Below are 22,316 nucleotides of genomic sequence, written 5' to 3'. Positions count from 1 at the left end.
GCCATGGCCATCTTCGACGATTTCGACGACGACATGGACGCCGTGGCGGAGCGCGCCCGCGACGCCGACCCCGGCGTCCGCCGCGTGGCCATGCTGGGCCTTGCGGAATCCGTGGACCCGGCGGCCGTGGGCCTGCTGCTCGCCGGCCTGAAGGATGACGACGCCGGCGTGCGCGAGGCCGCCGCCAAGGCGCTGGACGAACATGCCGGCCTGCCCGCCGCCCTCGGCCTGATCGAGGCGCTGGACGACGCGGTGGAGGCGGTGCGCCTCGCCGCCATCGAGAGCCTGGCCGACAAGAAGGAGCCGGCGTCCGCGCCGCGCCTCATCGCCCGGGCGCAGGAGCGCACCGGGCCGCACGCCGCCTTCGTGCGTGCCGCCGCTTTGCGGGCCCTGCGCGACATGCAGGACCCCGCCGCCATGCCCGTGGCCCTCGGCGCCCTCGCCGATCCCGACATCGTGGTGCGGCGTGAGGCGCTGGGCGTGCTCGGCTATCTCAAGGCCGACGCGGCGCTGCCGGCCCTGCTGCTGGCCGCCACCGATCCCGAACCGGCGGTGCGCCGGGCGGTGATGGCGGCCCTGGTGTTCGTGCGCAGCGGCACGCCCGGCGTGCCCGCCCTCATCGCCGGGCTGAAGGATGCGCACTGGCAGGTGCGCGAGGAGGCCGCCTTCTCCATCGGCAAGGCGAAGCTGGCGGAAGCCGTGGACCCGCTGATGGCGGCTGCCAATGACGACGCCTGGCAGGTGAGCGCCAAGGCGGTCAACGCGCTGGGCAAGCTGAAGGCCCGCGCCGCCGTGCCGGTGGTGGCGGACGCCCTCGGGCACACGCTTTCCAACGTGCGCAAGGAGGCCGCCGCCGCCTTGGGCGAGATCGCCGATCCCGCCGCCGTGGGCGCGCTGGAAGCCGCCTTCGACGATCCCGACCCCGACGTGCGCAAGCTGGTGCGCTGGGCCCTGGAGCGCTGCCGCGCGGCCTGAGGGGCGGGCGCCGCCGCGCCCGCCATTTCCTTCCGCCATGAAACCGAACCAGCTTGCTGGCACTTTTCCGAGGTAAGCCGGGCATGGGCCCGGGCCGGCGGAGGGGCGCACATGGCGGGCGACGGCACGGCGGACACGCAATCCGCCCCCCTGTGGTGGCAGGCGGGCGTCATCTACCAGGTCTATCCCCGCTCGTTCCAGGACACGGACGGCGACGGGGTGGGCGATCTTGCCGGCATCCTCGCCCGCCTCGACTATCTGGCGGAGCTGGGCATCGACGCCGTGTGGATCTCGCCCATCTATCCCTCGCCCATGGCCGACTTCGGTTATGACGTGGCCGACCACGCCGCCATCCACCCCCTGTTCGGCACGCTTGCGGATTTCGATGCGCTGGTGGCGGCTGCCCATGAGCGGGGGCTCAGGATCATCCTTGATTTCGTGCCCAACCACACCTCGGATCAGCATCCGTGGTTCGTCCAGTCGCGCGCCGGCCGCGACAACCCCCGGCGCGACTGGTACCTCTGGCGCGATCCCGCGCCGGACGGCGGGCCGCCCAACAACTGGCTTTCCGAATTCGGCGGCAGCGCGTGGGAATTCGACGCTGCCACCGGCCAATATTATTATCACGCCTTCCTGAAGGCGCAGCCGGACCTCAACTGGCGCCATCCCGACGTGGTGGCGGCCATGCACGCGGTGCTGCGCTTTTGGCTGGAGCGGGGGGTGGACGGCTTCCGCATCGACGCCCTGTGGCATGTCATCAAGGACGCCCGCTTCCGCGACAACCCGCCGAACCCGGATTTCCATGCGGGCATGAACCCCCATGCGCGCCTGAGCCAGCTCTACACCGGCGACCGGCCGGAGGTGATGGAGGTGATCGCCGGCCTGCGCGCGCTGGTGGATTCCTATGGCGGGCGGGTGCTCATCGGCGAGGCCTACCTGCCGCTGGACCGCATCGCCGCCTACTACGGCAAGAACGGCGACGGCGTGCACCTGCCGTTCAACTTCACCTTGCTGTCGGCGCCCTGGACGGTGGCGGCCCTCGCCCCGCTCATCGCCGCCTACGAGGCCGCGCTCCCGCAAGGCGGCTGGCCCAATTGGGTGCTCTCCAACCACGACCGGCCGCGCGTGGCGGGCCGGCTGGGGCCGGACCAGGCGCGGGTGGCGGCCATGCTGCTCCTCACCCTGCGCGGCACGCCCACCCTCTATTATGGCGACGAGATCGGCATGACGCAGGTGGCGATCCCGCCGGAGCGGGTGCAGGACCCGTTCGAGAAGAATGTCCCCGGGCTCGGCCTCGGCCGCGACGGCGCGCGCACCCCCATGCAATGGGACGACGGCCCCTTCGCCGGCTTCTCCACCGTCGAGCCGTGGCTGCCGCTGGCGCCGGACCATTGCGAGGTGAATGTGAAGGTGCAGCAGCGCGAGGCGGGGTCCATGCTCACCCTCACCCGGGCGCTGCTGGCGCTGCGGCGCAGCCATGGCGCCATCGCCACCGGCGCCTGGCAGCCCCTGGCGGCGACGGGCGACCTTCTCGCCTATCTGCGCGAGGGCGACGGCGAACGCCTGCTGGTGGCGCTCAATCTCGGCGGCGAGCCCCTCTCTGCCGTCCTGGCGCAACTGCCGGCGGGGCGCATCCTGCTGTCCACCCTGTGCGACCGCGTGGGCGAGCGCGTGGACGGCGCGTTGGACCTGCGGCCCGACGAGGGCGTGGTTGTGGCGCTGGCGGGCTGAGGCGGGCGCCTCGCTTGCCGGATCGGCGGCGGCGGGGCATCGTCGCGCAAAGCGCCGAATGGCGCAGCCCCTGGAAACGCCCGAGCCACCCCATGATGCCTTTTTCCCCCGTCGCCTCCTCCGACGCTCCCGCCACCCCCGCCGCCGCACCGGCGGTGCCGAAGGGCGGCGTCGCCCGCGCCAGCCGGCGGGTGATGAACCTGTCCCACCTGCTGCGGCAGGCGGCGCGGCGCTATTGCGACCATATCGGCTTCGTGGACGGGCCGCTCACCCGCACCTGGGGCGAGATGGACCGCCGCGTGGACGCCATGGCGGCGGCGCTTTCGGCCCGGGGCATCGGCAAGGGCGACCGCATTCTGGTGCAGTCGAAGAATTGCGTGCAGATGTTCGAGAGCATGTTCGCCGCCTTCCGGCTGGGCGCGGTGTGGGTGCCCACGAACTTCCGCCAGACGCCGGGCGAGGTGGCCTATCTCGCCGCCGCCTCGGGGGCGCGGGCGATGATCTGCCATCGCGATTTCCCCGGGCACGTGGCGGCGGCGCGGGCCGAGGCGCCGTCCATCGAAACCGTCATCGCCATCGGCGCGGCGGATTTCGGCCCGCACTACGACGCCCTCGTCGGCGAGCACCTCGGCGCGCGGGTTCCGGTGGCGGACGTGGAGCATGACGACCCCTGCTGGTTCTTCTTCACCTCCGGCACCACCGGCCGGCCCAAGGCGGCGGTGCTCACCCACGGCCAGCTCGCCTTCGTGGTAACCAACCATCTCGCCGACCTGATGCCGGGCACGACCCAGGCCGACGCCTCCCTGGTGGTGGCGCCCCTGTCCCACGGGGCGGGGGTGCACCAGCTGGTGCAGGTGGCGCGGGGGGCCAAGACCATCCTTCTGCCATCCGAGCGGTTCGACGCCGCCGAGGCCTGGCGGCTGGTGGAGGAATGGCGCGTCACCAACATGTTCACCGTGCCCACCATCACCAAGCTGCTGGCCGAGCATCCCGCGGCCCAGTGCTACGACCATTCCTCCCTGCGCTACGTCATCTATGCCGGCGCGCCCATGTACCGGGAAGACCAGAAGCGGGCGCTGGCCGCGCTGGGCAAGGTGCTGGTGCAGTATTTCGGCCTCGGCGAAGTGACCGGCAACATCACCGTGCTGCCCGCCGCCCTGCACGAGGCGGAGGACGGCCCGCAGGTGCGGCTCGGCACCTGCGGCTATGAGCGCACCGGGATGCAGGTGGAGATCCAGGACGAGGCGGGCCAGGCGCGCGCCCCGTTCGAGACCGGGGAGATCTGCGTCTGCGGCCCGGCGGTGTTCGCCGGCTATTACGACAACCCGCAGGCCAATGCACAGGCCTTCCGCAACGGCTGGTTCCGCACCGGCGACCTCGGCCACATGGATGAGGAAGGCTTCCTCTACATCACCGGCCGGGCCTCGGACATGTACATTTCCGGCGGCTCCAACGTCTATCCGCGCGAGGTGGAGGAGAAGGCCCTCACCCATCCGGCGCTGGCGGAAGTGGCCATTCTGGGGGTGCCGGACCCCATGTGGGGCGAGGTGGGCGTGGCGGTGTGCGTGCTGCGGCCGGGCGCCGCCCTCACCGAGGCGGAGCTGATCGCCTTCCTCGACGGCAAGGTGGCCCGCTACAAGCTGCCGCGCCGGGTGTATTTCTGGGACGAGCTGCCGCGCTCGGCCTACGGCAAGATCACCAAGAAGATGGTGCGCGAGGGGCTGGAGGCGCGCGGCTGCCTTGCCGCCCCGGTCGCCCGCACCGCCTGATCCGCATCCATGCCCTTCCAGGATACCGAGATGAGCGAGACCTTCACGGCCATGGTGATCGAGGATGCGGGCGGCAAGCCGAAAGCGGCGCTGCGCCCCTTGTCCCTGGCCGGGCGCCTCCAGGGCCGGGTCGTCATCGACGTTGCAAGCTGAGGTGCTAGAGCGCGATCCGCCTGAATTCAACAAGGTAGCAGCAGCGGGGCGCGCAGCTGCGGGCCGGGCGGAATGGCGCGCAGGGGGCGGGGATGGACGGCACGGGGCACATCTTCGACCTCGCCATCGTGGGCGGCGGGGTCAATGGCTGCGGCATCGCCCGGGATGCGGCGGGGCGCGGTCTCTCGGTGGTGCTGTTCGAGAAGTCCGACCTCGCCTCCGGCACCTCGTCCGCCTCCACCAAGCTCATCCATGGCGGCCTGCGCTACCTGGAGCATTACGAATTCCGCCTGGTGCGCGAGGCGCTGGCCGAACGCGAGGTGCTGTGGGGCATCGCGCCGCACATCGTGTGGCCGCTGCGCTTCGTGCTGCCGCACCATCCCGGGCTGCGGCCGGCCTGGCTGCTGCGGCTCGGCCTGTGGCTCTACGACCATCTGGGCGGCCGGCGCCTGCTGCCGCCCACCCGCACCCTCGACCTCACCCGCGATCCCGCCGGGGCGCCGCTGCGGGCGGACCTGAAGCGGGGCTTCGAATATTCCGACTGCTGGGTGGAGGATTCCCGCCTGGTGGTGCTCAACGCCCGCGATGCGGCCGAGCGCGGCGCCTCCATCCGTCCGCGCACCCGGGTTGCGGCGGCGGTGCGCGAGGGCGGGCTCTGGGCCATCACCACCGAGGCGGCCGGCGGCGGCGATCTGGTGCGCGCCCGTGCCCTGGTGGACGCCGCCGGGCCGTGGGCGGGGCAGGTGCTCGACACGCTGAAGGTGGACCTGCCGGCGCGGGTGCGCCTCGTGCAGGGCAGCCACGTGGTGGTGCCCCGGCTCTATGCCCACGATCGCAGCTACATCTTCCAGAATGCGGACGGGCGCATCGTCTTCGCCATCCCCTATGAGGGCGACTTCACCCTCATCGGCACCACCGACCGCGATTACGAGGGCCGGCCGGAGGATGTGAAGGCGAGCCCGGAGGAAATCGCCTATCTGTGCGCGGCGGCGAGCGAATATTTCCTCCTGCCGGTGCGCCCGGAGCAGGTGGTGTGGACCTATTCCGGCGTGCGCGCGCTGTTCGACGACGGGGCGGGAAAGGCCCAGGAAGCCACCCGCGACTATGTGCTCACCCTCGATGCGCCGCAGGGGCAGGCGCCGCTGCTGGGCGTGTTCGGCGGCAAGATCACCACCTACCGCCGCCTCGCCGAGGCGGCGCTGGAGAAGCTGGCACCCCATCTGCCCGTCATGGGCGCGCCCTTCACCGGCCGTGCGCCCCTGCCGGGCGGCGACTTCCAGCGCCAGGGCTTCGACGATCTGGTGCGCCGGCTGCGCGTGGCCTTCCCCGCCCTCGATCCGGCGCTGCTGCGGCGGCTGGCCCGGGCCTATGGCACCCGCGCGTTCCGCCTTTTGAAGGGGGTGGCCGACGAGGACGACCTGGGCGACTGGTTCGGCGCCCACCTCAGCGCCCGGGAGGTGGACTATCTGATGGACCATGAATGGGCCGCCACCGCCGACGACGTGCTGTGGCGCCGCTCCAGGCTGGGCCTGCAACTCACCTTGAACGAGGCGGCGGCGCTGGAAGCCTACATGGCCATCCGCCGCAATATGCCCTGACCGGAGGACCCCGTGGCCGCCTGCATCCTCGCCATCGACCAGGGCACCACCTCGTCGCGCGCCCTGCTGGTGCGGGCCGACGGCTCCATCGCCGCGCAGGCGCAAAGGGAGCTACCCCAGCATTTTCCGGCGTCCGGCCAGGTGGAGCAGGAGGCGGACGACATCTGGGGCACGGTGCTGGCCTGCTGCCGCGCGGTGCTGGCGCAGGCCGGCGCCGGCCCGGCGGACATCGCCGCCATCGGCATCACCAACCAGCGCGAAACCACGCTGGTGTGGGAGCGCGCCACCGGCCGCGCCATCCACCGCGCCATCGTGTGGCAGGACCGGCGCACGGCGGACGTGTGCGCGCGGCTCGAAGCCGAGGGCCACGGCCCGCTGGTGCAGGCGCGCACCGGGCTGCGGCTCGACCCCTATTTCTCCGCCACCAAGATCGCCCACATCCTCGACGCGGTGCCCGGCGCGCGGGCGCAGGCGGCGCGCGGGGAGCTGGCCTTCGGCACCGTGGACAGCTTTCTCCTTTATCGCCTCACCGGCGGGCGGGTGCATGCCACCGATGCCACCAACGCCGCCCGCACCGCCCTGTTCGACATCCACAAGGGCCAATGGGACGACGACCTCCTCGCCCTGTTCGGCGTGCCGCGGGCGCTGCTGCCGCAGGTGCGCGACTGCGCGGCGGAATTCGGCACCACCGACCCCGGCCTGTTCGGCGGCGCCATTGCGGTGCGCGGCATGGCCGGCGACCAGCAGGCGGCCATGGTGGGGCAGGCCTGCTTCACCCCCGGCATGGTGAAATCCACCTACGGCACCGGCTGCTTCGCCCTTCTCAACACCGGCGCGCAGCCGGTGGCCTCGCAGCATCGCCTGCTCACCACCATCGCCTACCAGATCGACGGGCGGCGCACCTATGCGCTGGAGGGCTCCATCTTCGTCGCCGGGGCGGCGGTGCAATGGCTGCGCGACGGGCTGGGGATCATCGCCACGGCCAGCGACAGCGACCGGCTCGCCGCCACTGCGGACGACACGCAGGACGTGATTCTGGTGCCCGCCTTCGTGGGCCTGGGTGCGCCCTACTGGCGGCCGGACGTGCGCGGCGCCCTGTTCGGCCTCACCCGCGCCACCGGGCCGGCGGAGCTGGCGCGGGCGGCGCTGGAAAGCGTGTGCTTCCAGACCGCCGACCTGCTGGACGCCATGCGCGCCGACTGGCCCGGCGCCGCCGGCGATACGGTGCTGCGGGTGGATGGCGGCATGTCGGCCTCCGATTTCACCATGCAGCGCCTCGCCGACCTCATCGGCGCGCCGGTGGATCGCCCGGCGCAGACCGAAACCACCGTGCTTGGCGCCGCCTATCTCGCCGGCCTGCCCTGCGGCTTCTTTCCGGCGCCGGAGGCGTTCGCCGCCGGCTGGCGGCTGGAGCGCCGCTTCGTGCCGCAGATGGCCGGCGACGCGCGCGCCCGGCGCCTCGCCGCCTGGCGGGATGCGGTGGGCCGGCTGACCGGGCCAGGGGAAAGCGGTGCGCCGGCCTGATGGTCCGGCCCGGCCTTTCCCCGCCCTTGATCTTGCCGGCCGGTTGGCGCCGAATGCCGCAAACCATGGATGGGAGGGCGCCGGGATGACGCAGGACGACAGCTTCTCCCCGCAGGAGCGCGCCGCCATCTATCGCTGCATCGCCGAGCGGCGGGACGTGCGGCGCAATTTCCTGCCCCGCCCGGTGCCCGACGATGTGCTCGCCCGGGTGCTCGCCGCCGGCCATGCGGCGCCCTCGGTGGGGTTCCTGCAGCCCTGGAACTTCATCGTCATCCGCGCCGCCGCCACCAAGGAGGCGCTGCACGGCGCCTTCACCCGCGCCAATGCGCAGGCAGCCGCCATGTTCGAGGGCGAGCGCGCGGCGCTCTACCGTTCGCTGAAGCTGGAGGGGCTGAAGGAGGCGCCGCTGCTGCTGTGCATCACCTGCGAGCGGGAGCGGGCCGGCCCGGTGGTGCTGGGCCGCACCCACCAGAGCGAGATGGACATCTATTCCACGGTCTGCGCGGTGCAGAACATCTGGCTTGCGGCGCGGGCGGAGAATCTGGGGGTGGGGTGGGTCTCCATCCTGTCGCCGGCGGACCTGCACGCCATTCTGGCGATCCCCGACCACATCGTGCCCATCGCGCTGCTGTGCGTGGGCTATGTGGACCATTTCGAGCATAAGCCGGACCTGGAGCAGGCGGGCTGGCGCCAGCGCCTCGTCCTCGACGACCTGGTGTTCGCGGAGCGCTTCGGCGCGCCCGCGGCGCAGTGATGCCCGGTGCGGTGACGCGGCGTGGAGGGGGCAGGGGCGGATAGGGGTGGGGGCGGATAGGGGCCGGGTGCGGGCCGGGCGGCCCTCAGCGGGTGAGGGTCACTTTCTGGCTGGTGTCGGCGATGATGCCCACATAGCGGTTGGGGCCGGCCGGCTCCAGGCGGGCGGTGACCTTGCCCTGGTGGTTCTGCAGCACGATGTCCGGGCCCATCATGTCCCAGCCCTTGGTCATGAAGATCTCGCTGGGGCAGGAGACGTCCGCCTGGGCGGCGAGGCCGTTCAGGCCGCGGTTGGTGGTGAGGCTCAGCGGGCAGGAATTGCGGCCATTGTCCCAGCCGAAGCTCCAGGCGCCGGAAAGCTGCTCCTTGGCGGCGGTGGGAGCATAGGCGCTGCCGCCCGGGCTGGCGGAGGGCGGCGTGAGGGGAACGTTGGCGGCGGTGCGCGGGGTGATGGCGCCGGTGGCGGTTTCGGCGGTGGCGGTGGACACGTTGGCAGGCAGCGCCGAGGCCTCCACCGCGCCGGTGGGGGCGGCAAGAACCCTGTTGCCCGCCGCGGCCGACGGCTTCGCACCGAAGCCGTCAAGCTCGGTGCTGCAGCCGCCAAGGGCCAGCGCGAGTGCCGCCGAAACCGCTACCACCTTCATCAACGCTCTCCGGACGTGCCCGCAACTCTAGAGCGCGATCCAATCAAATTGAAGCAATTTGATCGGTGAATCGCCCTCTCACTTAAGGATAGAGAACGCATTATCCGATCAGTTTGCATCGCAAGCTGATCGGCGCGTGCTCTAGTGGTTCGACCGCGACAGATGGAACCCATCTGTCTCCGGCGGGTCGAACCACAAGCCTTTGATCTGGTGGATCAACTTTTCGAAGCGGATGGGAACCATCCGTTTCGGTCGATCCACTAGAGCCCGTCCCGGTCCGATGGCAATGCAATCGGCGCCCCCGGCGGCCTCTTCAGAAAGTCTCGGGACGGAATTCTGCCCGCCGGGCCTGTTGGCCCACCGGAAACCGCCCCGGCATCCCCCGTCTGCCGGCCCCCGGCCGACGCAAGGGACGCCCCTTCAACGTTCGGACCGCGGCACCGCCGGGCCTGGGCTCGGATATCGTGCGCGCGGAACCGGCACCCTTTCGGCAGATCATGGCAGGACCAAGGCCGGATAACCACTGGGATACCATTGCGGGGTGACGGATGGACGCGATGGTTAAGGCGGGTTATGTGCAGGCACAGCAACCGCAGCCGTCCACGCGGGCGCTCTGCCCGGTGCGGGCCTCGTCCCGCCGTCCCGCGTTCCCGGTCCCCACACCTCCCGCTTGTCATCTCCGCAGGAGCCGCCCCATGACCATGCTCGATCCCGGGTCCCTGACCCTTCTTGTCACCGGCGCCACCTCCGGCATCGGCCTTGCCACGGCGCGGCGCTTCGCCGGCGCCGGCGCGCGGGTGGTGGCGGTGGGGCGGCGGGCGGAGCGGCTGGCGGCGCTGAAGGCGGAGTTCGGCGACCTGGTCCACACGCTGGTGCTCGACGTGTGCGACGAGGCCGCGACCTTCGCCGCCTTCTCCAGCCTGCCGGCGCCGTTCGACGCCTACAATGTGGTGTTCGCCAATGCCGGCCTCGCCCTCGGCCTGGAGCCGGCCCACGAGGCCCGGCTCGCCGACTGGAAGACCATGGTGGACACCAACATCACGGGAATGCTCTACACTGTGCGCGCCGCACTGCCGGCCATGGTGGCCCGCAAGCAGGGGCACCTGGTGTTCACCGGCTCCATCGCCGGCGACTATTCCTATCCCGGTGCCAATGTCTACGGCGCCACCAAGGCGTTCGTGAAGCAGTTCTCGCTGAATGTCTGGGCCGATGTGGCGGGCTCCGGCGTGCGCGTCACCAATATCGAGCCCGGGCTGACCGAGACCGAATTCTCGGTGGTGCGCTTCGCCGGCGACCAGGGCCGCGCCGACAGCGTTTATGCCGGCACCGAGCCCATGACCGGCGAGGACATCGCCGAGCAGGTGTTCTTCGCCTGCACGCTGCCGCGCCACGTGAACATCAACCGCATCCAGTCCATGGCGTCGCAGCAGGCCTTCGGGCCGCTGGTGCTGAAGCGCAACCCGGTGTGAGCGGGAGGCGGGGGCGAAATCGGGTGGGCGCGCCTTGCCGGCTCTGCTGAGATGGGCGACGCTCGACCTGAAGGAGATGCCCCCGTGCTGGCGCTCGATGCCCCCGATTTCCCCGCGCTCGCGTGCGGCGCGCTGGTGACGGCCACGCCCGCGACCCCGCTCGCCATCGCCGCCAGCGACTATGCCGTGGTGCGCCGGGCGGTGGAATATATTTCCCGCCATGTGCGCCAGCAGCCGGAGGTGGAGGAGATCGCCGCCGCCACCGGCGTCTCCGCGCGCGCCCTCACCGACCTGTTCCGCCGCTGGTGCGGCCTCACCCCCAAGGCGTTCCTGCAGGCGGTGACCCTGGACCGCGCCCGACGCATCGTCGCGGAATGTCCCAATGTGCTCGATGCGGCGCTGGAGCTGGGCCTGTCCGGCCCGGGGCGGCTGCACGACCTGTTCGTGGTGCACGAGGCCATGTCGCCGGGCGAGTTCAAGACCGGCGGGGCGGGGCTGGTGATCCGCTTCGGCTTCCACCCCTCGCCGTTCGGCCTGGCGCTCGCCATGTCCACGCCGCGGGGCCTGTGCGGCCTCGCCTTCGCCGACCAGGGGGAAGAGGCGGCGGCGCTGATGGACATGCGCTCGCGCTGGCCCAATGCCGCCTTCGAGGAGGACCCTGCGGCCACCGCGCCGCTGGTGGCGCGCATCTTCGATCCCGCCTCCTGGCAGGGCGATCAGCCGCTGCGCATCGTGTTCATCGGCACGGATTTCGAGATCCAGGTGTGGGAAACGCTGCTGCGCATTCCCATGGGCCTGGCCACCACCTATTCCAATATCGCCGAGCACGTGGGCCGGCCGAAGGCGGCGCGGGCGGTGGGGGCGGCCATCGGCAGGAACCCCATTTCCTTCGTGGTGCCCTGCCACCGGGTCATCGGCAAGAGCGGCGACCTCACCGGCTATCACTGGGGCCTCACCCGCAAGCGCGCGATACTGGGCTGGGAGGCGGGCAAGGTGGAGCCGGCAGGGGGGTGAGGGCCTATGCCGGCCGCTTGGCCGTCACATAGGCCTTGAGCACGTTCTGCATCCGGGTCAGGTGCCCCTTGCCCTTGGCCTCTTCAAAGAAGAAGTCGAACACCTCCGGGTCGAGCTTCAAGTGAACAGAGCGGGGCTTGCGCGGGGCCTCGATCCTGGTGTCGGCCCAGAAATCGGGGCCGAGGCTCTCGCCCTCGGGGGCGTTCGGATCATGGAACAGCTCCCCCTTCTCCTTCATCTTCCGAATTTCGGCGAGCGAGGCCCGCCTGATATTGGGATCGCTCATTGCGACCTCCTTAAGATGATACACTTGAAGTATACGCGATCTGGTCCGCGATAGACGCTCCTGGAGCCGGGTCTGCTGCTGCGAAATCGTTTCAGCACGGCGGCCAATCCGCCTTTGTTCAGCAAATTGGAGGGCGCTTCAACGCTCATATAACTCCGCGGAGCGGCTCCAATTGAGCGGATCACGCCCAAAGGGCTGTCTCGCTGCACAGCCGAGGCTTTCGGCGGCTACCCCACCCAGCCCTTCAGCTCCCGCTCCACCACCGCCGTCAGCACCCGCATGCCCGCATCGCCGGCATTGAGGCAGGGGATGGCGGCAAAGCGTTCCCCGCCGTGGTGCTCGAAGATCTCGCGGTTCTCCACGCCGATCTCCTCCAGCGTCTCCAGGCAGTCGGCCACAAAGCCGGGGTTGAACACGGCCAGCCGCTTCACGCCGCTTGTCGCCAGGGCCTTCACCGTCTCGTCCGTATAGGGCTTCAGCCATTCCTCGCGGCCGAAGCGGGACTGGAAGGTGAGCTTGAGGCGGGTCTCGTCCATGCCCAGGCGCGCGCGCAGCAGGCGGGCGGTCTTGGCGCACTGGCAATGATAGGGATCGCCCTTCAGGAGATAGGATTTCGGCACGCCGTGGAACGAGGCGAGAATCACCTCCGGCACGAAATCCAGCGCCGCCAGATGCCGTTCGAGGTCGCCGGCCACCGCGTCGATATAGACCGGGTCGTCGTGCCAGGGCGGGGCGACGCGCAGGGTGGGCTGCCAGCGCATGGCCTTCAGCGCGTCGAACGCCTTGTCGCAGACGGTGGCGGAGGTGGCGGCGGCATATTGCGGGTAAAGCGGCACCAGCAGGATGCGCTCGCACCCCTGCGCCTGCAGGGCGGCGAGGCGCTCGGTGATGGGGGGCTTGCCGTAGCGCATGGCGAAATCCACCACGATGCGCGAATCGAGGCCGGCGAAATGGGCGGCGAGCTGTTCCGCCTGGTCGCGGGTGATGGTCTTCAGCGGGCCTTCATCGCGCGCGGTGTTCCAGATGCTCCGGTAGTCGCGCCCCTTGGGGCCGGGCCGCTTGGTGAGGATGATGGCATTGAGGATGAACCACCACAGGACGCGGTTCACCTCGATGACCCGCCGGTCGGAGAGGAATTCCTTCAGATAGGCCCGCATGGACCAATAGTCCGTGCCCTCCGGTGTCCCCAGATTGACGATGAGCACGCCGATGCGGCCGAAGGCGACGGGCGGGTGGTCCTTCGGCAGATGCGAGGCATCGGGGGCGAAAGGGGGGAGGGGCGGCGCGGGATGGGTCATGGGTCTCTCACCTCGTTGCGGCGGGGATGGCGCGCAGGCGCCCCGCCGTCAATCCGGCACCGCCGGCCGCACCTTTACGCGCCGGCGGGTCCGCCGGATGGCGGCCGCAGCGTGCGACGGATGGTGGCAGGTGTGGAGGTGGAGGGATGGTGGGCGCGACAGGGATCGAACCTGTGACCCCTACGATGTCAACGTAGTGCTCTCCCGCTGAGCTACGCGCCCCTCCGCAGGAAGCGCCTCTATATCGGCTCGGATCGCCGGAGGCAAGGTGCCGGCGTGCGGTTCATGCGGCTGCCAACATCTTTCCCACCTCCGAGACCAGATCGCGCAGGTGGAAGGGCTTGGAGAGCACCTTCGCTTCGCTGGGGGCTTCCCCGTCGGCATTGAGGGCGACGGCGGCGAAGCCGGTGATGAACATCACCTTGAGGTCGGGATCGAGCTCTGTGGCGCGGCGCGCCAGCTCGATTCCATCCATCTCCGGCATCACGATGTCGGTGAGGAGCAGTTCGAAGGGTTCCTCGCGCATGCGCTCGTAGGCGGAACGGCCATTGTCGCAGGACGCGACCGAGTAGCCCGCATTCTGCAGCGCCTTGACGAGGAACCGGCGCATGTCGTTGTCATCTTCGGCGAGCAGGATCTTGGGCACGCCACTTCCCCTGATGTCGTGTTTGGTCCGGTCCCGGCGGGCCCGGGGCGATATGACTTGTCTGCCCCAATCGGGTAAATTCGGAGTGAAGGTCGCCGGCCCCCTTCACAAGAGGGCGTCGGCGCGGCCATCATGCCCGTTCCTTCCGCCGGCCTTTTTCAGAACAGTTCCGGAGTGTTGCGGTTCTAGATGACAGCCTGTCTCGCCGATAGCATAGAGCCCGCCTTCGAACTGCTCGCCCCGGCCGAGAGCGCCGCGCCGTTCCTTTTCAACTCGCCCCATTCCGGGCGGATCTATCCGCGCAGCTTCGTCGAGCAGACGCGGCTGGAATTTTCCGTGCTGCGTCGCTCCGAAGACACGTTCGTGGACGAATTGTTCCTGGATGCGGTGGCGGCCGGGGTGCCGCTGATGCGGGCGCTGTTCCCGCGCTCCTTCCTCGACCTCAATCGCGAGCCCTACGAGCTGGACCCGCGCATGTTCGACGGGCGGCTGCCGCCGTTCGCCAACACCCGCTCGGTGCGGGTCTCCGGCGGGCTCGGCACCATCGCCCGGGTGGTGGGCGACGCGCAGGAGATCTATCCGCGGCGCCTTTCGGTGAACGAGGCGCTGGAGCGCATCGAGGCCTATTACAAGCCCTACCACCAGGCGCTGCGCCGGACCATCGCGCGCATCCAGCGCCAGTGGGGCCATTGCGTGCTGGTGGATTGCCATTCCATGCCCTCCACCTCCACGCGCGACGACGCGGTGCGGGCGGATTTCGTCATCGGCGACCGCTACGGCACAAGCTGCAGCGAGATCGTCACCGAGGCCATCGAGGCGGCGCTGACCGCCCGCGGCTACCGGGTGGTGCGCAACAAGCCCTATGCCGGCGGCTATATCACCGAGCATTACGGCAACCCGTCCGCGGGCCTGCATGCGGTGCAGATCGAGCTCAACCGCGGCCTCTATATGGACGAGCGCGCCTATGAGCGCAGCGTGGGCTTTGCCCAGGTGCGGGCCGACCTGGCGGGCATCCTGCCGGCCCTTTTTTCCGCCGTTGCGGTGGGCCTCGCCCCGCCCCGTGCGGCGGCAGAATGACAGAGCTCTGCAAAATTCAGCCCGGTGCCTTGCGTTTTTCGAATGGCACGGCTAGAAAGTGTCCACAGCCGACGGTGACACCATCGGGCTACCCCCCGCAGCAAAAGTGGCCCGAACGGGCCGGGCGGGGAAATGTCCGTGGCACAGGAATGGTGGCGCAAGACCCCTCCTTGGCCTGATGCAGGCCACAGCACCGATGGCTGCGCCGCACGCCAATGCGGACGTTTCCTGAAGTCCAGGCCTTCAGCGCCGGGCGCGGGTTCGGTACCGGGGTCGTATGGTGGGGCGTTCTTCCAGGAGCGTTCTGCCCGAATGATTTCGGGGCCCAAAAGAAAGAGGCCGTCCGCGTGAGCGAACGGCCCAAGTCTAGGGAGGAAACGCCCAAGGAGGGCAGCGACACAGCGACGCCAATCGCCATGTCGCAATGCACAAATAGCCCAGTGCGGTGCCATAAATCAAGTGCTCGTTTGTCGCAGCCTGGCGTGCCAGGCTAATATTTTGATTTTAAACGATATTTATAATACCGCGGGGGTGCGCCGCACCCCCTCCCCACCTCGAATGCCCACCGCACTGCGCCCGTTGCCGGCGCAGCGGTTGAGATTCGCCTGTGCCGGTGCATGGGCGTCATCAGGCTGACAGGCAAAGGTGCTCTGGTGTGCCTGCCGCGGCGCGGCGCGAGCCGCAGCCTCGAACCGCCGCTGGTCCGGGCCGGTGCTCCGGCGCGGACGGGCAGGGTGAAGACGAACGGGCGGTAACGAACGGGCGGTAACGAACAGGCCGGCGCGACGGCGGCCGGGATGAAAAGCCGGAACGGCACCTGAGGCGGCGCGCGCGGGTCATGCCCGGGCGGAAAGATCGTCAGGGGGCGGGCGCATTCCGGTCCGGCTTCGGCGCGGACCGCCGGTAAAACCGGGGCGCCAAAGAAAGGGGCCGTCCGCGGGAGCGAACGGCCCAAGTCTAGGGAGGAAACGCCCAAGGAGGGCAGCGGCACTGCAGCAAGCAATGCCGCGCCGCATCAATATGCGCGTGCCCATGGTCGGCTTCAAGATGTCTGCCGGCCGATAGTTTGGGCACCGCCGTGCAATTTGAATGCTTTTAAATTCAACCGCTTCCACGCCCCCTGCATATTCGTTGCGCGGCTCACATCAAGCGGCTGCCCGCCATCGTGCCAGTCCGCGGGGCCGCGGCGCCGGTGCCGGTTCCTGCTCCCGCACTGCACGCGCCGCATCTTTTCCCTTGGCAGGCGCCGCCGCCCACGCTTTACCTGCCGCCACCCCGGCCCCGGTTCGCGGTGCCGGCTCCCTTCAGCCGATGGGAGAGCGATTGTCCCGCTCCCTGGGACGCGCATTGCCGCCTCCCGGGCGCGGATCGCGATCCGCGCAGAGCCAACGTGCGGAGTTGCCATGACCGCGGTCGATTTCGACGCCTTCGTCCACAAGCTCGCGACGGTTTCCGGCGAGGCCATCCTCCCGTTCTTCCGCACCGCCATCGGGGTTGAGGACAAGAGCCTCGGCCGCGCCTACGATCCGGTCACCGAGGCCGACCGGGCGGCGGAGCAGGCCATGCGCCGGCTCATCCGCGACACCTTCCCCGCCCATGGCATCATCGGCGAGGAATTCGAGAATGTGGAAGCGCAGGCCCCCTATGTGTGGGCGCTCGATCCCATCGACGGCACCAAGTCCTTCATCGCCGGCCTGCCCGCCTGGGGCACCCTCATCGGCCTGATGAAGGACGGGGACCCGGTGTATGGCATGATGCACCAGCCCTTCATCAAGGAGCGCTTCTTCGGCGACGGCGGGGTGGCGCGCTATCAGGGCCCGGCGGGGGAGCGCCTGCTCCAGACCCGCGACTGCGGCCGGGTGGAGGACGCCCTGTTGTTCACCACCAGCCCGCGGCTGATGAAGGCCGCCGACCGCGCCGCCTTCAGCCTGGTGGAGGAGCGCGCGCGCCTCTCGCGCTACGGCGGCGATTGCTATGCGTATTGCATGGTGGCGGCCGGCCTGGTGGACCTCGTCATCGAGACCGAGCTGCACGACCATGATGTGATCGCGCTGGTGCCGGTCATCGAGGGGGCCGGCGGCGTCATCACCAGCTGGGAGGGCGGCTCGCCGGTGGCCGGCGGGCGCGTGGTGGCGGCCGGCAGCCGCAAGGTGCACGAGGAGGCCCTGCGCCTGCTCGCCGGCGGCTGAGCCGCGCTGCCTCCCGCGCCTCCCGCCCAGCTGCCCTACAGGATGGGCGTTCCGGGAATGAACGCATCGAACGCCGCCCAGAACTGGGCGCGGAAAAGGTTGCGTTCCATCAACAGCTCATGGCGGCTCGCCGGCACCACCACATGGGCGCCGGCGATCAGCCGCGCCGAAAAATGCTCGATGGCCTTGTTGGACACCAGCCGCTCGCCGCCGGCGGCGATGATGAGCAGCGGCTGGCGGATGCGGCTGATGGTGTCGGGATGGGTCAGCTCGGCCATGGCGGCGAACGCCGCCGACAGCCAGCCGATGGTCGGCGCGCCCAGGTCGAGGGCGGGGTGGGCGCGCACCAGCTCCAGCGTGCGCTCGAACCGCGCCCGGTCGGAGGTGAGCGGATTGCCCGCGAATCGCATGCGCGACATGGCCCGGCCCCGCCCGCCGGGCACGAAGGCGCGGGCGAAGCCCAGATGCGCGAGGGCGGTGGCCAGCGGCCGCACCAAGCCTTGCGCCGGCACGCTGTCGAGCCCCAGCATGGGCGCGCTCAGCACCATGCGATCGAACCAGCGCTGCCCGTCCAGCACCGACTGGAGCAGGATGGTGCCGCCCATGGAATGGCCCAGGGCGAAATGGGGCGGCGGGCAATCGGGCAGCAGCACCTCGCGGGCGAAGATCTCCAGGTCGAGCAGATAATCGGAAAAGCGCGGCACATGCCCCTTGAGGGTGTTGGACAGGAGCCGCTGCGAGCCGCCCTGTCCGCGCCAGTCCAGCATGGCCACCGCGAAGCCGCGGGATCGCAGCTCGCGCACCACCTCGAAATATTTCTCGATGAATTCCGCGCGCCCGCCCAGCACCGCCACCGTGCCCTTGCGGGGGCCGTCCGGCATCCAGCGGGCAAAGCGCAGGCGCACCCCGTCGGCGGCGACGATCTCGCCGGCGACACAGCCTTCTGGCACCGGATGGCTGGGGAGGGCAAACAGGGTCATGAAGGCTCGCGCGGCGCAGGCAGGCGGGGAAAGGGCAGGGTTACACGCTCGCGGCACTGGCCACAATCTGGCGCGGCGGTCGCGGTGGCCCCGGCTTGACAACGAGCGGGACCTGGCGCCGCGGGGAAACCCGCTTCCGCCTGCGGGGGAGGGAGTCCCGGTGCCGCCAGATCGGCAAACCGGGACGCCCCGAGGGCGGGGGGATTGAAATGGCAGCGCACGATCGCCAGGGCCGTGCGGGCGCAGGGATGTCCTCAGCGCGGGGTGTCGAAGCCGATCACCTGCATGCCGCTGATCTCGCCGCTGGCGCCGTCGATCACGAGGCGCACCCGCTCGCCGCGCGGGCCGGTGGCCTCGGCGAGGAAGGTGCGCCCGCGCTGGCGCACCGCGCTCACCTCCACGAAGCCGCGCGAACGCAGGCTGGCGGCCACCTGCTCCGGGCCGCGCGGCGGGCCGGCGGCGGGCCGTCCCTGGTAGGGCCGGTAGGGGTCGGGCTGGGTCAATGGGAGGGGCGAGGCGCGGTCGAGGGGGCCGTCCGCCACCGGCAGCAGGCGCAGCGAGAGGCTGGCCGGGACCGGGGCAATGCCGAGCCCCGCCACCGCCGCGGTGGCGCGGGCGGGGCCGGCATCCTCCGTGGTGCATTGCGCACCGGCGGGCAGCGCCGGAAGAAGGAGCGCCATCCACACCATCGCCGAAACGGCCGCGCGAAAAGCCCGCATCGCCTGCTCCTCCTCGTCCGCCGCGCCGGCGGATGGAGCATTGGGTTGCCACAAGTTTAGCCGGCCTTTTTGAACGTAGCCCGATGCGGGCGTTCATCGCCGGTTCAGGCGGGCTCCGAAGGGGCCGGGCGGGCCGAAAGCCGGCGGGCGGGCGGCCGCCATCTCCCGCGCGGCGCCCCCTTGACGGCGCAAATCCGCATTCCCACATCGAAAACGGCGCCGGTCATCACGACGGCGCCAGACCCGGGTCCGGCTTGATGCGGGCCCTGCATGTCGCTTCAAAGGAGGATATGCCATGCGTACGTTCGACCTGTCTCCGCTGTATCGCAACACCGTCGGATTCGACCGGCTCTTTTCGCTGCTGGATTCCGTCGGCGGCGTCGATGCCGCGCCCACCTACCCGCCCTACAACATCGAGCGCACCGGCGAGAATGCCTATCGCATCACCGTTGCCGTGGCGGGCTTCACCGATGCCGAGCTGGGCATCGAGGTGAAGGAGAACACCCTCACCCTCAAGGGCGAGAAGAAGGCCGCCGAGGCCTCCCAGGACGGCCAGATGCTCTATCGCGGCATTGCCGCCCGGGCCTTCGAGCGCCGCTTCCAGCTCGCCGACCATGTGGAAGTGAAGGGTGCCGTGCTTGAGAATGGCCTGCTGCACGTGGACCTTGTGCGCAACATTCCCGAGACGAAGAAGCTGCGCACCATTCCCATCAGCACCACCGGCACGGGTGCCGCGAAGTCCATCGAGGGCTCCGTGGCGCCGGCACAGGCGGCCTGATGTCACCGGCGGGGCGCGGGCCGGCGTCCGGCCCCGCCCCGGTCATGCAATGCAGGAGGCGGCGCCATGGTGCGCCGCCTTTTTCATGCCCGCCGCCTTTTGGCCTTCCGCGCGCGTCCGGCCGTGCCGCCCCCCGTCAGGCTCATGGCTGGCGCAGCCACCCATGCCGCCCGCGCGGGCGCGGGGGCTTGATCTTCGCCGTCCGCCGCGGGAGGACGAGGGGTCCCGATTATCCGAAGGTTGAATGCCTTGGCTTCAGCGCCCCGCAAGGTTCTCATCACCACCCGCCTGTTCGATGATGCCGCCGCCCGCCTGCTGGCGTCGCGGGGGCTGAGCGTCGTGCCCTCGGGCCTGCCGCCCGATGCCCTCGACACCCACATGCCCGACGCCGATCTCCACGCGCTGCTGGACGGGGCATCGGGCTGGATCGTCGGCCAGCGGGCGGTGACGCGGGACATTCTTGCGGCCCATCCCGGCCTCACGGTCATCGCCCGGCGCGGCGTGGGCTACGACCGGGTGGACGTGGCGGCGGCCCGCGACCTGGGCCGCGTCGTCACCATCGCCGCCGGGGCGAATGACCCGGCGGTGGCCGACCACACCCTGGCGCTGATGCTGGCGGTGCTGCGGCGCCTGCGCGCCAGCGCGGCGGCCATCGCCGCGGGCGACTGGCGGGTGGTGAGCGGCTTCGACCTCACCGGCAAGACCGTGGGCCTGGTGGGGCTGGGGCGCATCGGCCGGGCGGTGGCCCGCCGCCTCGCCGGCTTCGACGTGCGGGTGCTGGCGACCACCCGCACCCCGGACCCGTCCCTGCCCGGCATTGCTTATGTGTCGCTGCCACGGCTGCTGGCGGAAAGCGACGTGGTGAGCCTGCATGCCCCCCTCGTCCCCGAGACCCGCCACCTGATTGACGCGGCGGCGCTGGCCGGCATGAAGCGCGGGGCGGTGCTGGTGAACACCTCCCGCGGCGGGCTGGTGGACGATGCCGCTCTGCTCGCCGCTCTGGAGGCGGGGCACCTTGCCGGCGCCGGGCTCGACGTGTTCGAGGCCGAGGCGGACCCGGCCCTGCAAGGGGTGGCGCAGCGCCTCGCCGCCCGCAGCGACGTGGAGGCGACCGCCCATGCGGCCGGCTCCAGCCGGGAAGGGCTGGAGCGGGGCAACCTCATTGCCGCGCAATGCGTGCTCGCCGTGCTGGAAGGCGCGGCGCTGCCCGACGGCTGCCTGATCGCCGACGGGCGCCAGGGCACGCACGCCGGCCAGGGAGGATAACGCGCGCTCCCATCGGGCGGAGCCGGCAGGGGCGCCAGCCTCAGCCGCCGCTGATGGCGGTGATGACGAACACGTCCGCGCCCGGCGCAAGCGGGGTGTCGAGGCCGGCCCGCCGGCCCGCCACGAACACGTTGATGTGCCGGCGGATGGCGGGGGTGGTGTCGCACAGCCGGTCGGCCATGCCAGGCCAGCGGGCATCCAGCGCGGCCATCATCGCGCGCACGTCGCAGGCCTCCACCTCCGCCAGCGTCGCGCCGTCCGGGAACAGCCGCACGAGGTGGGAGGGCAGGCGCACCCGCACCGGCCGGCGGGGGGAGGGGGTGTCGGTCATGGCCGGCGTCCGCTCCGGCACGCCCCGGCTCAGCGTGCCACCACCAGCGTTTCCACCGAGGCGACGGCGGGCAGGTGCTCGGCGATGCGGCGCCAGCTTTCGCCCTCGTCGGCGCTGGCGTAGAGCTCGCCCGAGCCGGTGCCGAAATAGATGCCGGCGGGCGCCATGGGGTCGGTGGCCATGGCCTGCCGCAGCACGTTGAAGAAAGCATGGCGCTGGGGCAGGCCGGCACGCAGGGCGGTCCAACTCGTCCCGCCGTCGCGGGTGCGCCACACCGCCGCCTGCCCGTCGGGCATGAAGCGGCCGGCGGTGTCGCCGTTGAGCGGCACGAGGAACAGCGTGTCCGGGTCGCGCGGGTGGACGGCGGCCGGGAAGCCGAAGCTGGACGGCAGCCCCTGCTCGATGCTCTGCCAGGACCGGCCGCCGTCATCCGAGCGGTACATGCCGCAATGGTTCTGCTGGTAGAGGCGGTGGCGCAGGCCCGGCGCCTTCACCACGCAGTGCACGCACTGGCCGTGCTCGGGATAGGTCTGGCCCTCGGGCATGAAATCGGCGCGGGTGCCGCGGTTGCGCGCGCTCCAGGTGCGCCCGCCGTCGGCGCTGTGGAACACTCCCGCGGCGGAGATGCCGATCCAGAGCGAGGCGGCGTCGTCCGGGTCCGGCACCAGCGAATGCAGGATGAGCCCGGCGCCGCCGGGGTTCCACTCGGCGCGGGAGGGGTGCTGGTGCAGCCCGTCCAGATGGGTGAAGCTGCGGCCGCCATCGTCGGAGCGGAACAGGCCGGCGGGCTCCACCCCGGCATAGAGCGCACCGTCCGGGGCGGTGGCGAGACTCCACACGCTCTTCACCGGCGTCTCGCCCGCGCCATAGGCGAGGCCCTGGCTGGAATGGCTCCAGCTGGCGCCCAGGTCGTCGGACTGCCACACCGCCGGGCCGAACCATTCGTTGCCGCCGCCGGCATAGATGCGCCCGGTGGCGGCGTCGCCCACCACATGGTTGGTGGGCCAGGTGTCGCAGAAGGGGCCGCGCAGCGCCCAATCGCGGCGGTCCGCGTCGCTCTCCAGGATGAAGGCGCCCTTTTTGGTCCCGATGAGCAAAAGCACCCGCTGCGTCATG

The 22,316-nt window shown here is 70.7% G+C and carries 21 protein-coding genes and 1 tRNA gene; 13 read left to right on the top strand and 9 right to left on the bottom strand.

Annotated elements, in window-relative coordinates; translation table 11 throughout:
• Window positions 1-3 precede the first annotated feature (3 nt).
• The 7 genes from ACI7BZ_RS01360 (at window position 4) to bluB (ending at window position 8,504) form a co-directional block, all read left to right on the top strand.
• On the top strand, window positions 4-975 hold the full coding sequence (locus ACI7BZ_RS01360; protein ID WP_414115416.1) for a HEAT repeat domain-containing protein: 972 nt from the start codon (window positions 4-6) through the stop codon (window positions 973-975).
• A gap of 111 nt (window positions 976-1,086) precedes the next feature.
• Window positions 1,087-2,706 carry an alpha-amylase family glycosyl hydrolase gene (locus ACI7BZ_RS01355; RefSeq protein WP_414115415.1) on the top strand — a complete coding sequence of 540 codons (1,620 nt, stop codon included), beginning with the start codon at window positions 1,087-1,089 and terminating at the stop codon, window positions 2,704-2,706.
• A gap of 92 nt (window positions 2,707-2,798) precedes the next feature.
• Window positions 2,799-4,475, top strand: a complete 1,677-nt coding sequence (locus ACI7BZ_RS01350) for an acyl-CoA synthetase (protein ID WP_414115414.1) — start codon at window positions 2,799-2,801, stop codon at window positions 4,473-4,475.
• 30 nt (window positions 4,476-4,505) lie between these two features.
• Window positions 4,506-4,628 carry a hypothetical protein gene (locus ACI7BZ_RS01345; protein ID WP_414115413.1) on the top strand — a complete coding sequence of 41 codons (123 nt, stop codon included), beginning with the start codon at window positions 4,506-4,508 and terminating at the stop codon, window positions 4,626-4,628.
• Between the two features lie 92 nt (window positions 4,629-4,720).
• Window positions 4,721-6,226, top strand: coding sequence for a glycerol-3-phosphate dehydrogenase (glpD, locus tag ACI7BZ_RS01340; protein ID WP_414115412.1), 1,506 nt, complete (start codon window positions 4,721-4,723; stop codon window positions 6,224-6,226).
• A gap of 12 nt (window positions 6,227-6,238) precedes the next feature.
• Window positions 6,239-7,750: a glycerol kinase GlpK gene (gene glpK / locus ACI7BZ_RS01335; protein WP_414115411.1), complete on the top strand. Its 1,512-nt coding sequence runs from the start codon at window positions 6,239-6,241 to the stop codon at window positions 7,748-7,750.
• 85 nt (window positions 7,751-7,835) lie between these two features.
• On the top strand, window positions 7,836-8,504 hold the full coding sequence (gene bluB, locus ACI7BZ_RS01330) for a 5,6-dimethylbenzimidazole synthase (protein ID WP_414115410.1): 669 nt from the start codon (window positions 7,836-7,838) through the stop codon (window positions 8,502-8,504).
• A gap of 85 nt (window positions 8,505-8,589) precedes the next feature.
• Here bluB and ACI7BZ_RS01325 read toward each other — a convergent pair whose 3' ends face one another.
• Window positions 8,590-9,147: a protease inhibitor Inh/omp19 family protein gene (locus tag ACI7BZ_RS01325; protein WP_414115409.1), complete on the bottom strand. Its 558-nt coding sequence runs from the start codon at window positions 9,145-9,147 to the stop codon at window positions 8,590-8,592.
• A gap of 695 nt (window positions 9,148-9,842) precedes the next feature.
• Here ACI7BZ_RS01325 and ACI7BZ_RS01320 point away from each other — a divergent pair.
• On the top strand, window positions 9,843-10,616 hold the full coding sequence (locus ACI7BZ_RS01320; protein WP_414115408.1) for an SDR family NAD(P)-dependent oxidoreductase: 774 nt from the start codon (window positions 9,843-9,845) through the stop codon (window positions 10,614-10,616).
• Between the two features lie 84 nt (window positions 10,617-10,700).
• Window positions 10,701-11,630, top strand: coding sequence for a methylated-DNA--[protein]-cysteine S-methyltransferase (locus ACI7BZ_RS01315; protein WP_414115407.1), 930 nt, complete (start codon window positions 10,701-10,703; stop codon window positions 11,628-11,630).
• Window positions 11,631-11,634: 4 nt separating this feature from the next.
• On the opposite strand, the gene ACI7BZ_RS01310 is transcribed toward ACI7BZ_RS01315, so the two are convergent.
• From ACI7BZ_RS01310 to cpdR, 4 genes are all read right to left on the bottom strand, one after another.
• Window positions 11,635-11,916, bottom strand: a complete 282-nt coding sequence (locus ACI7BZ_RS01310) for a hypothetical protein (protein WP_414115406.1) — start codon at window positions 11,914-11,916, stop codon at window positions 11,635-11,637.
• A gap of 227 nt (window positions 11,917-12,143) precedes the next feature.
• Entirely contained in the window at window positions 12,144-13,214 is a 1,071-nt protein-coding gene (hemH, locus tag ACI7BZ_RS01305; RefSeq protein WP_414115405.1) for a ferrochelatase, read from the bottom strand.
• Window positions 13,215-13,361: 147 nt separating this feature from the next.
• Window positions 13,362-13,436, bottom strand: a tRNA-Val gene (locus tag ACI7BZ_RS01300).
• Window positions 13,437-13,497: 61 nt separating this feature from the next.
• Entirely contained in the window at window positions 13,498-13,860 is a 363-nt protein-coding gene (gene cpdR, locus ACI7BZ_RS01295) for a cell cycle two-component system response regulator CpdR (protein ID WP_414115404.1), read from the bottom strand.
• Window positions 13,861-14,049: 189 nt separating this feature from the next.
• Here cpdR and ACI7BZ_RS01290 point away from each other — a divergent pair, with 189 nt between their 5' ends.
• On the top strand, window positions 14,050-14,937 hold the full coding sequence (locus ACI7BZ_RS01290; protein WP_414115403.1) for an N-formylglutamate amidohydrolase: 888 nt from the start codon (window positions 14,050-14,052) through the stop codon (window positions 14,935-14,937).
• Between the two features lie 1,403 nt (window positions 14,938-16,340).
• Window positions 16,341-17,126, top strand: a complete 786-nt coding sequence (gene hisN, locus ACI7BZ_RS01285; protein WP_414115402.1) for a histidinol-phosphatase — start codon at window positions 16,341-16,343, stop codon at window positions 17,124-17,126.
• A gap of 35 nt (window positions 17,127-17,161) precedes the next feature.
• On the opposite strand, the gene ACI7BZ_RS01280 is transcribed toward hisN, so the two are convergent.
• Window positions 17,162-18,106: an alpha/beta fold hydrolase gene (locus ACI7BZ_RS01280; RefSeq protein ID WP_414115401.1), complete on the bottom strand. Its 945-nt coding sequence runs from the start codon at window positions 18,104-18,106 to the stop codon at window positions 17,162-17,164.
• A 254-nt stretch (window positions 18,107-18,360) separates the two neighbouring features.
• Complete coding sequence (locus ACI7BZ_RS01275; RefSeq protein ID WP_414115400.1) at window positions 18,361-18,786, bottom strand: hypothetical protein; 426 nt, start codon at window positions 18,784-18,786, stop codon at window positions 18,361-18,363.
• Window positions 18,787-19,120: 334 nt separating this feature from the next.
• On the opposite strand from ACI7BZ_RS01275, the gene ACI7BZ_RS01270 reads away from it, so the two are divergent.
• Both ACI7BZ_RS01270 and ACI7BZ_RS01265 read left to right on the top strand, forming a co-directional pair.
• Entirely contained in the window at window positions 19,121-19,603 is a 483-nt protein-coding gene (locus tag ACI7BZ_RS01270; protein ID WP_414115399.1) for an Hsp20 family protein, read from the top strand.
• Window positions 19,604-19,852: 249 nt separating this feature from the next.
• Window positions 19,853-20,869 (top strand): phosphoglycerate dehydrogenase, encoded by a 1,017-nt coding sequence (locus tag ACI7BZ_RS01265; protein ID WP_414115398.1) that lies wholly within the window; start codon window positions 19,853-19,855, stop codon window positions 20,867-20,869.
• Window positions 20,870-20,909: 40 nt separating this feature from the next.
• Here ACI7BZ_RS01265 and ACI7BZ_RS01260 read toward each other — a convergent pair whose 3' ends face one another.
• Window positions 20,910-21,200: a ubiquitin family protein gene (locus tag ACI7BZ_RS01260; protein ID WP_414115397.1), complete on the bottom strand. Its 291-nt coding sequence runs from the start codon at window positions 21,198-21,200 to the stop codon at window positions 20,910-20,912.
• A 29-nt stretch (window positions 21,201-21,229) separates the two neighbouring features.
• Window positions 21,230-22,315 (bottom strand): WD40/YVTN/BNR-like repeat-containing protein, encoded by a 1,086-nt coding sequence (locus ACI7BZ_RS01255; protein WP_414115396.1) that lies wholly within the window; start codon window positions 22,313-22,315, stop codon window positions 21,230-21,232.
• Between the last annotated feature and the right edge of the window lies 1 nt (window position 22,316).

It is taken from the genome of Xanthobacter sp. AM11 (assembly GCF_047444035.1).
GTDB lineage: Bacteria > Pseudomonadota > Alphaproteobacteria > Rhizobiales > Xanthobacteraceae > Xanthobacter.
Note: the sequence above shows the minus strand (reverse complement) of the source record. Positions and strands in the feature narration are given on the sequence as shown.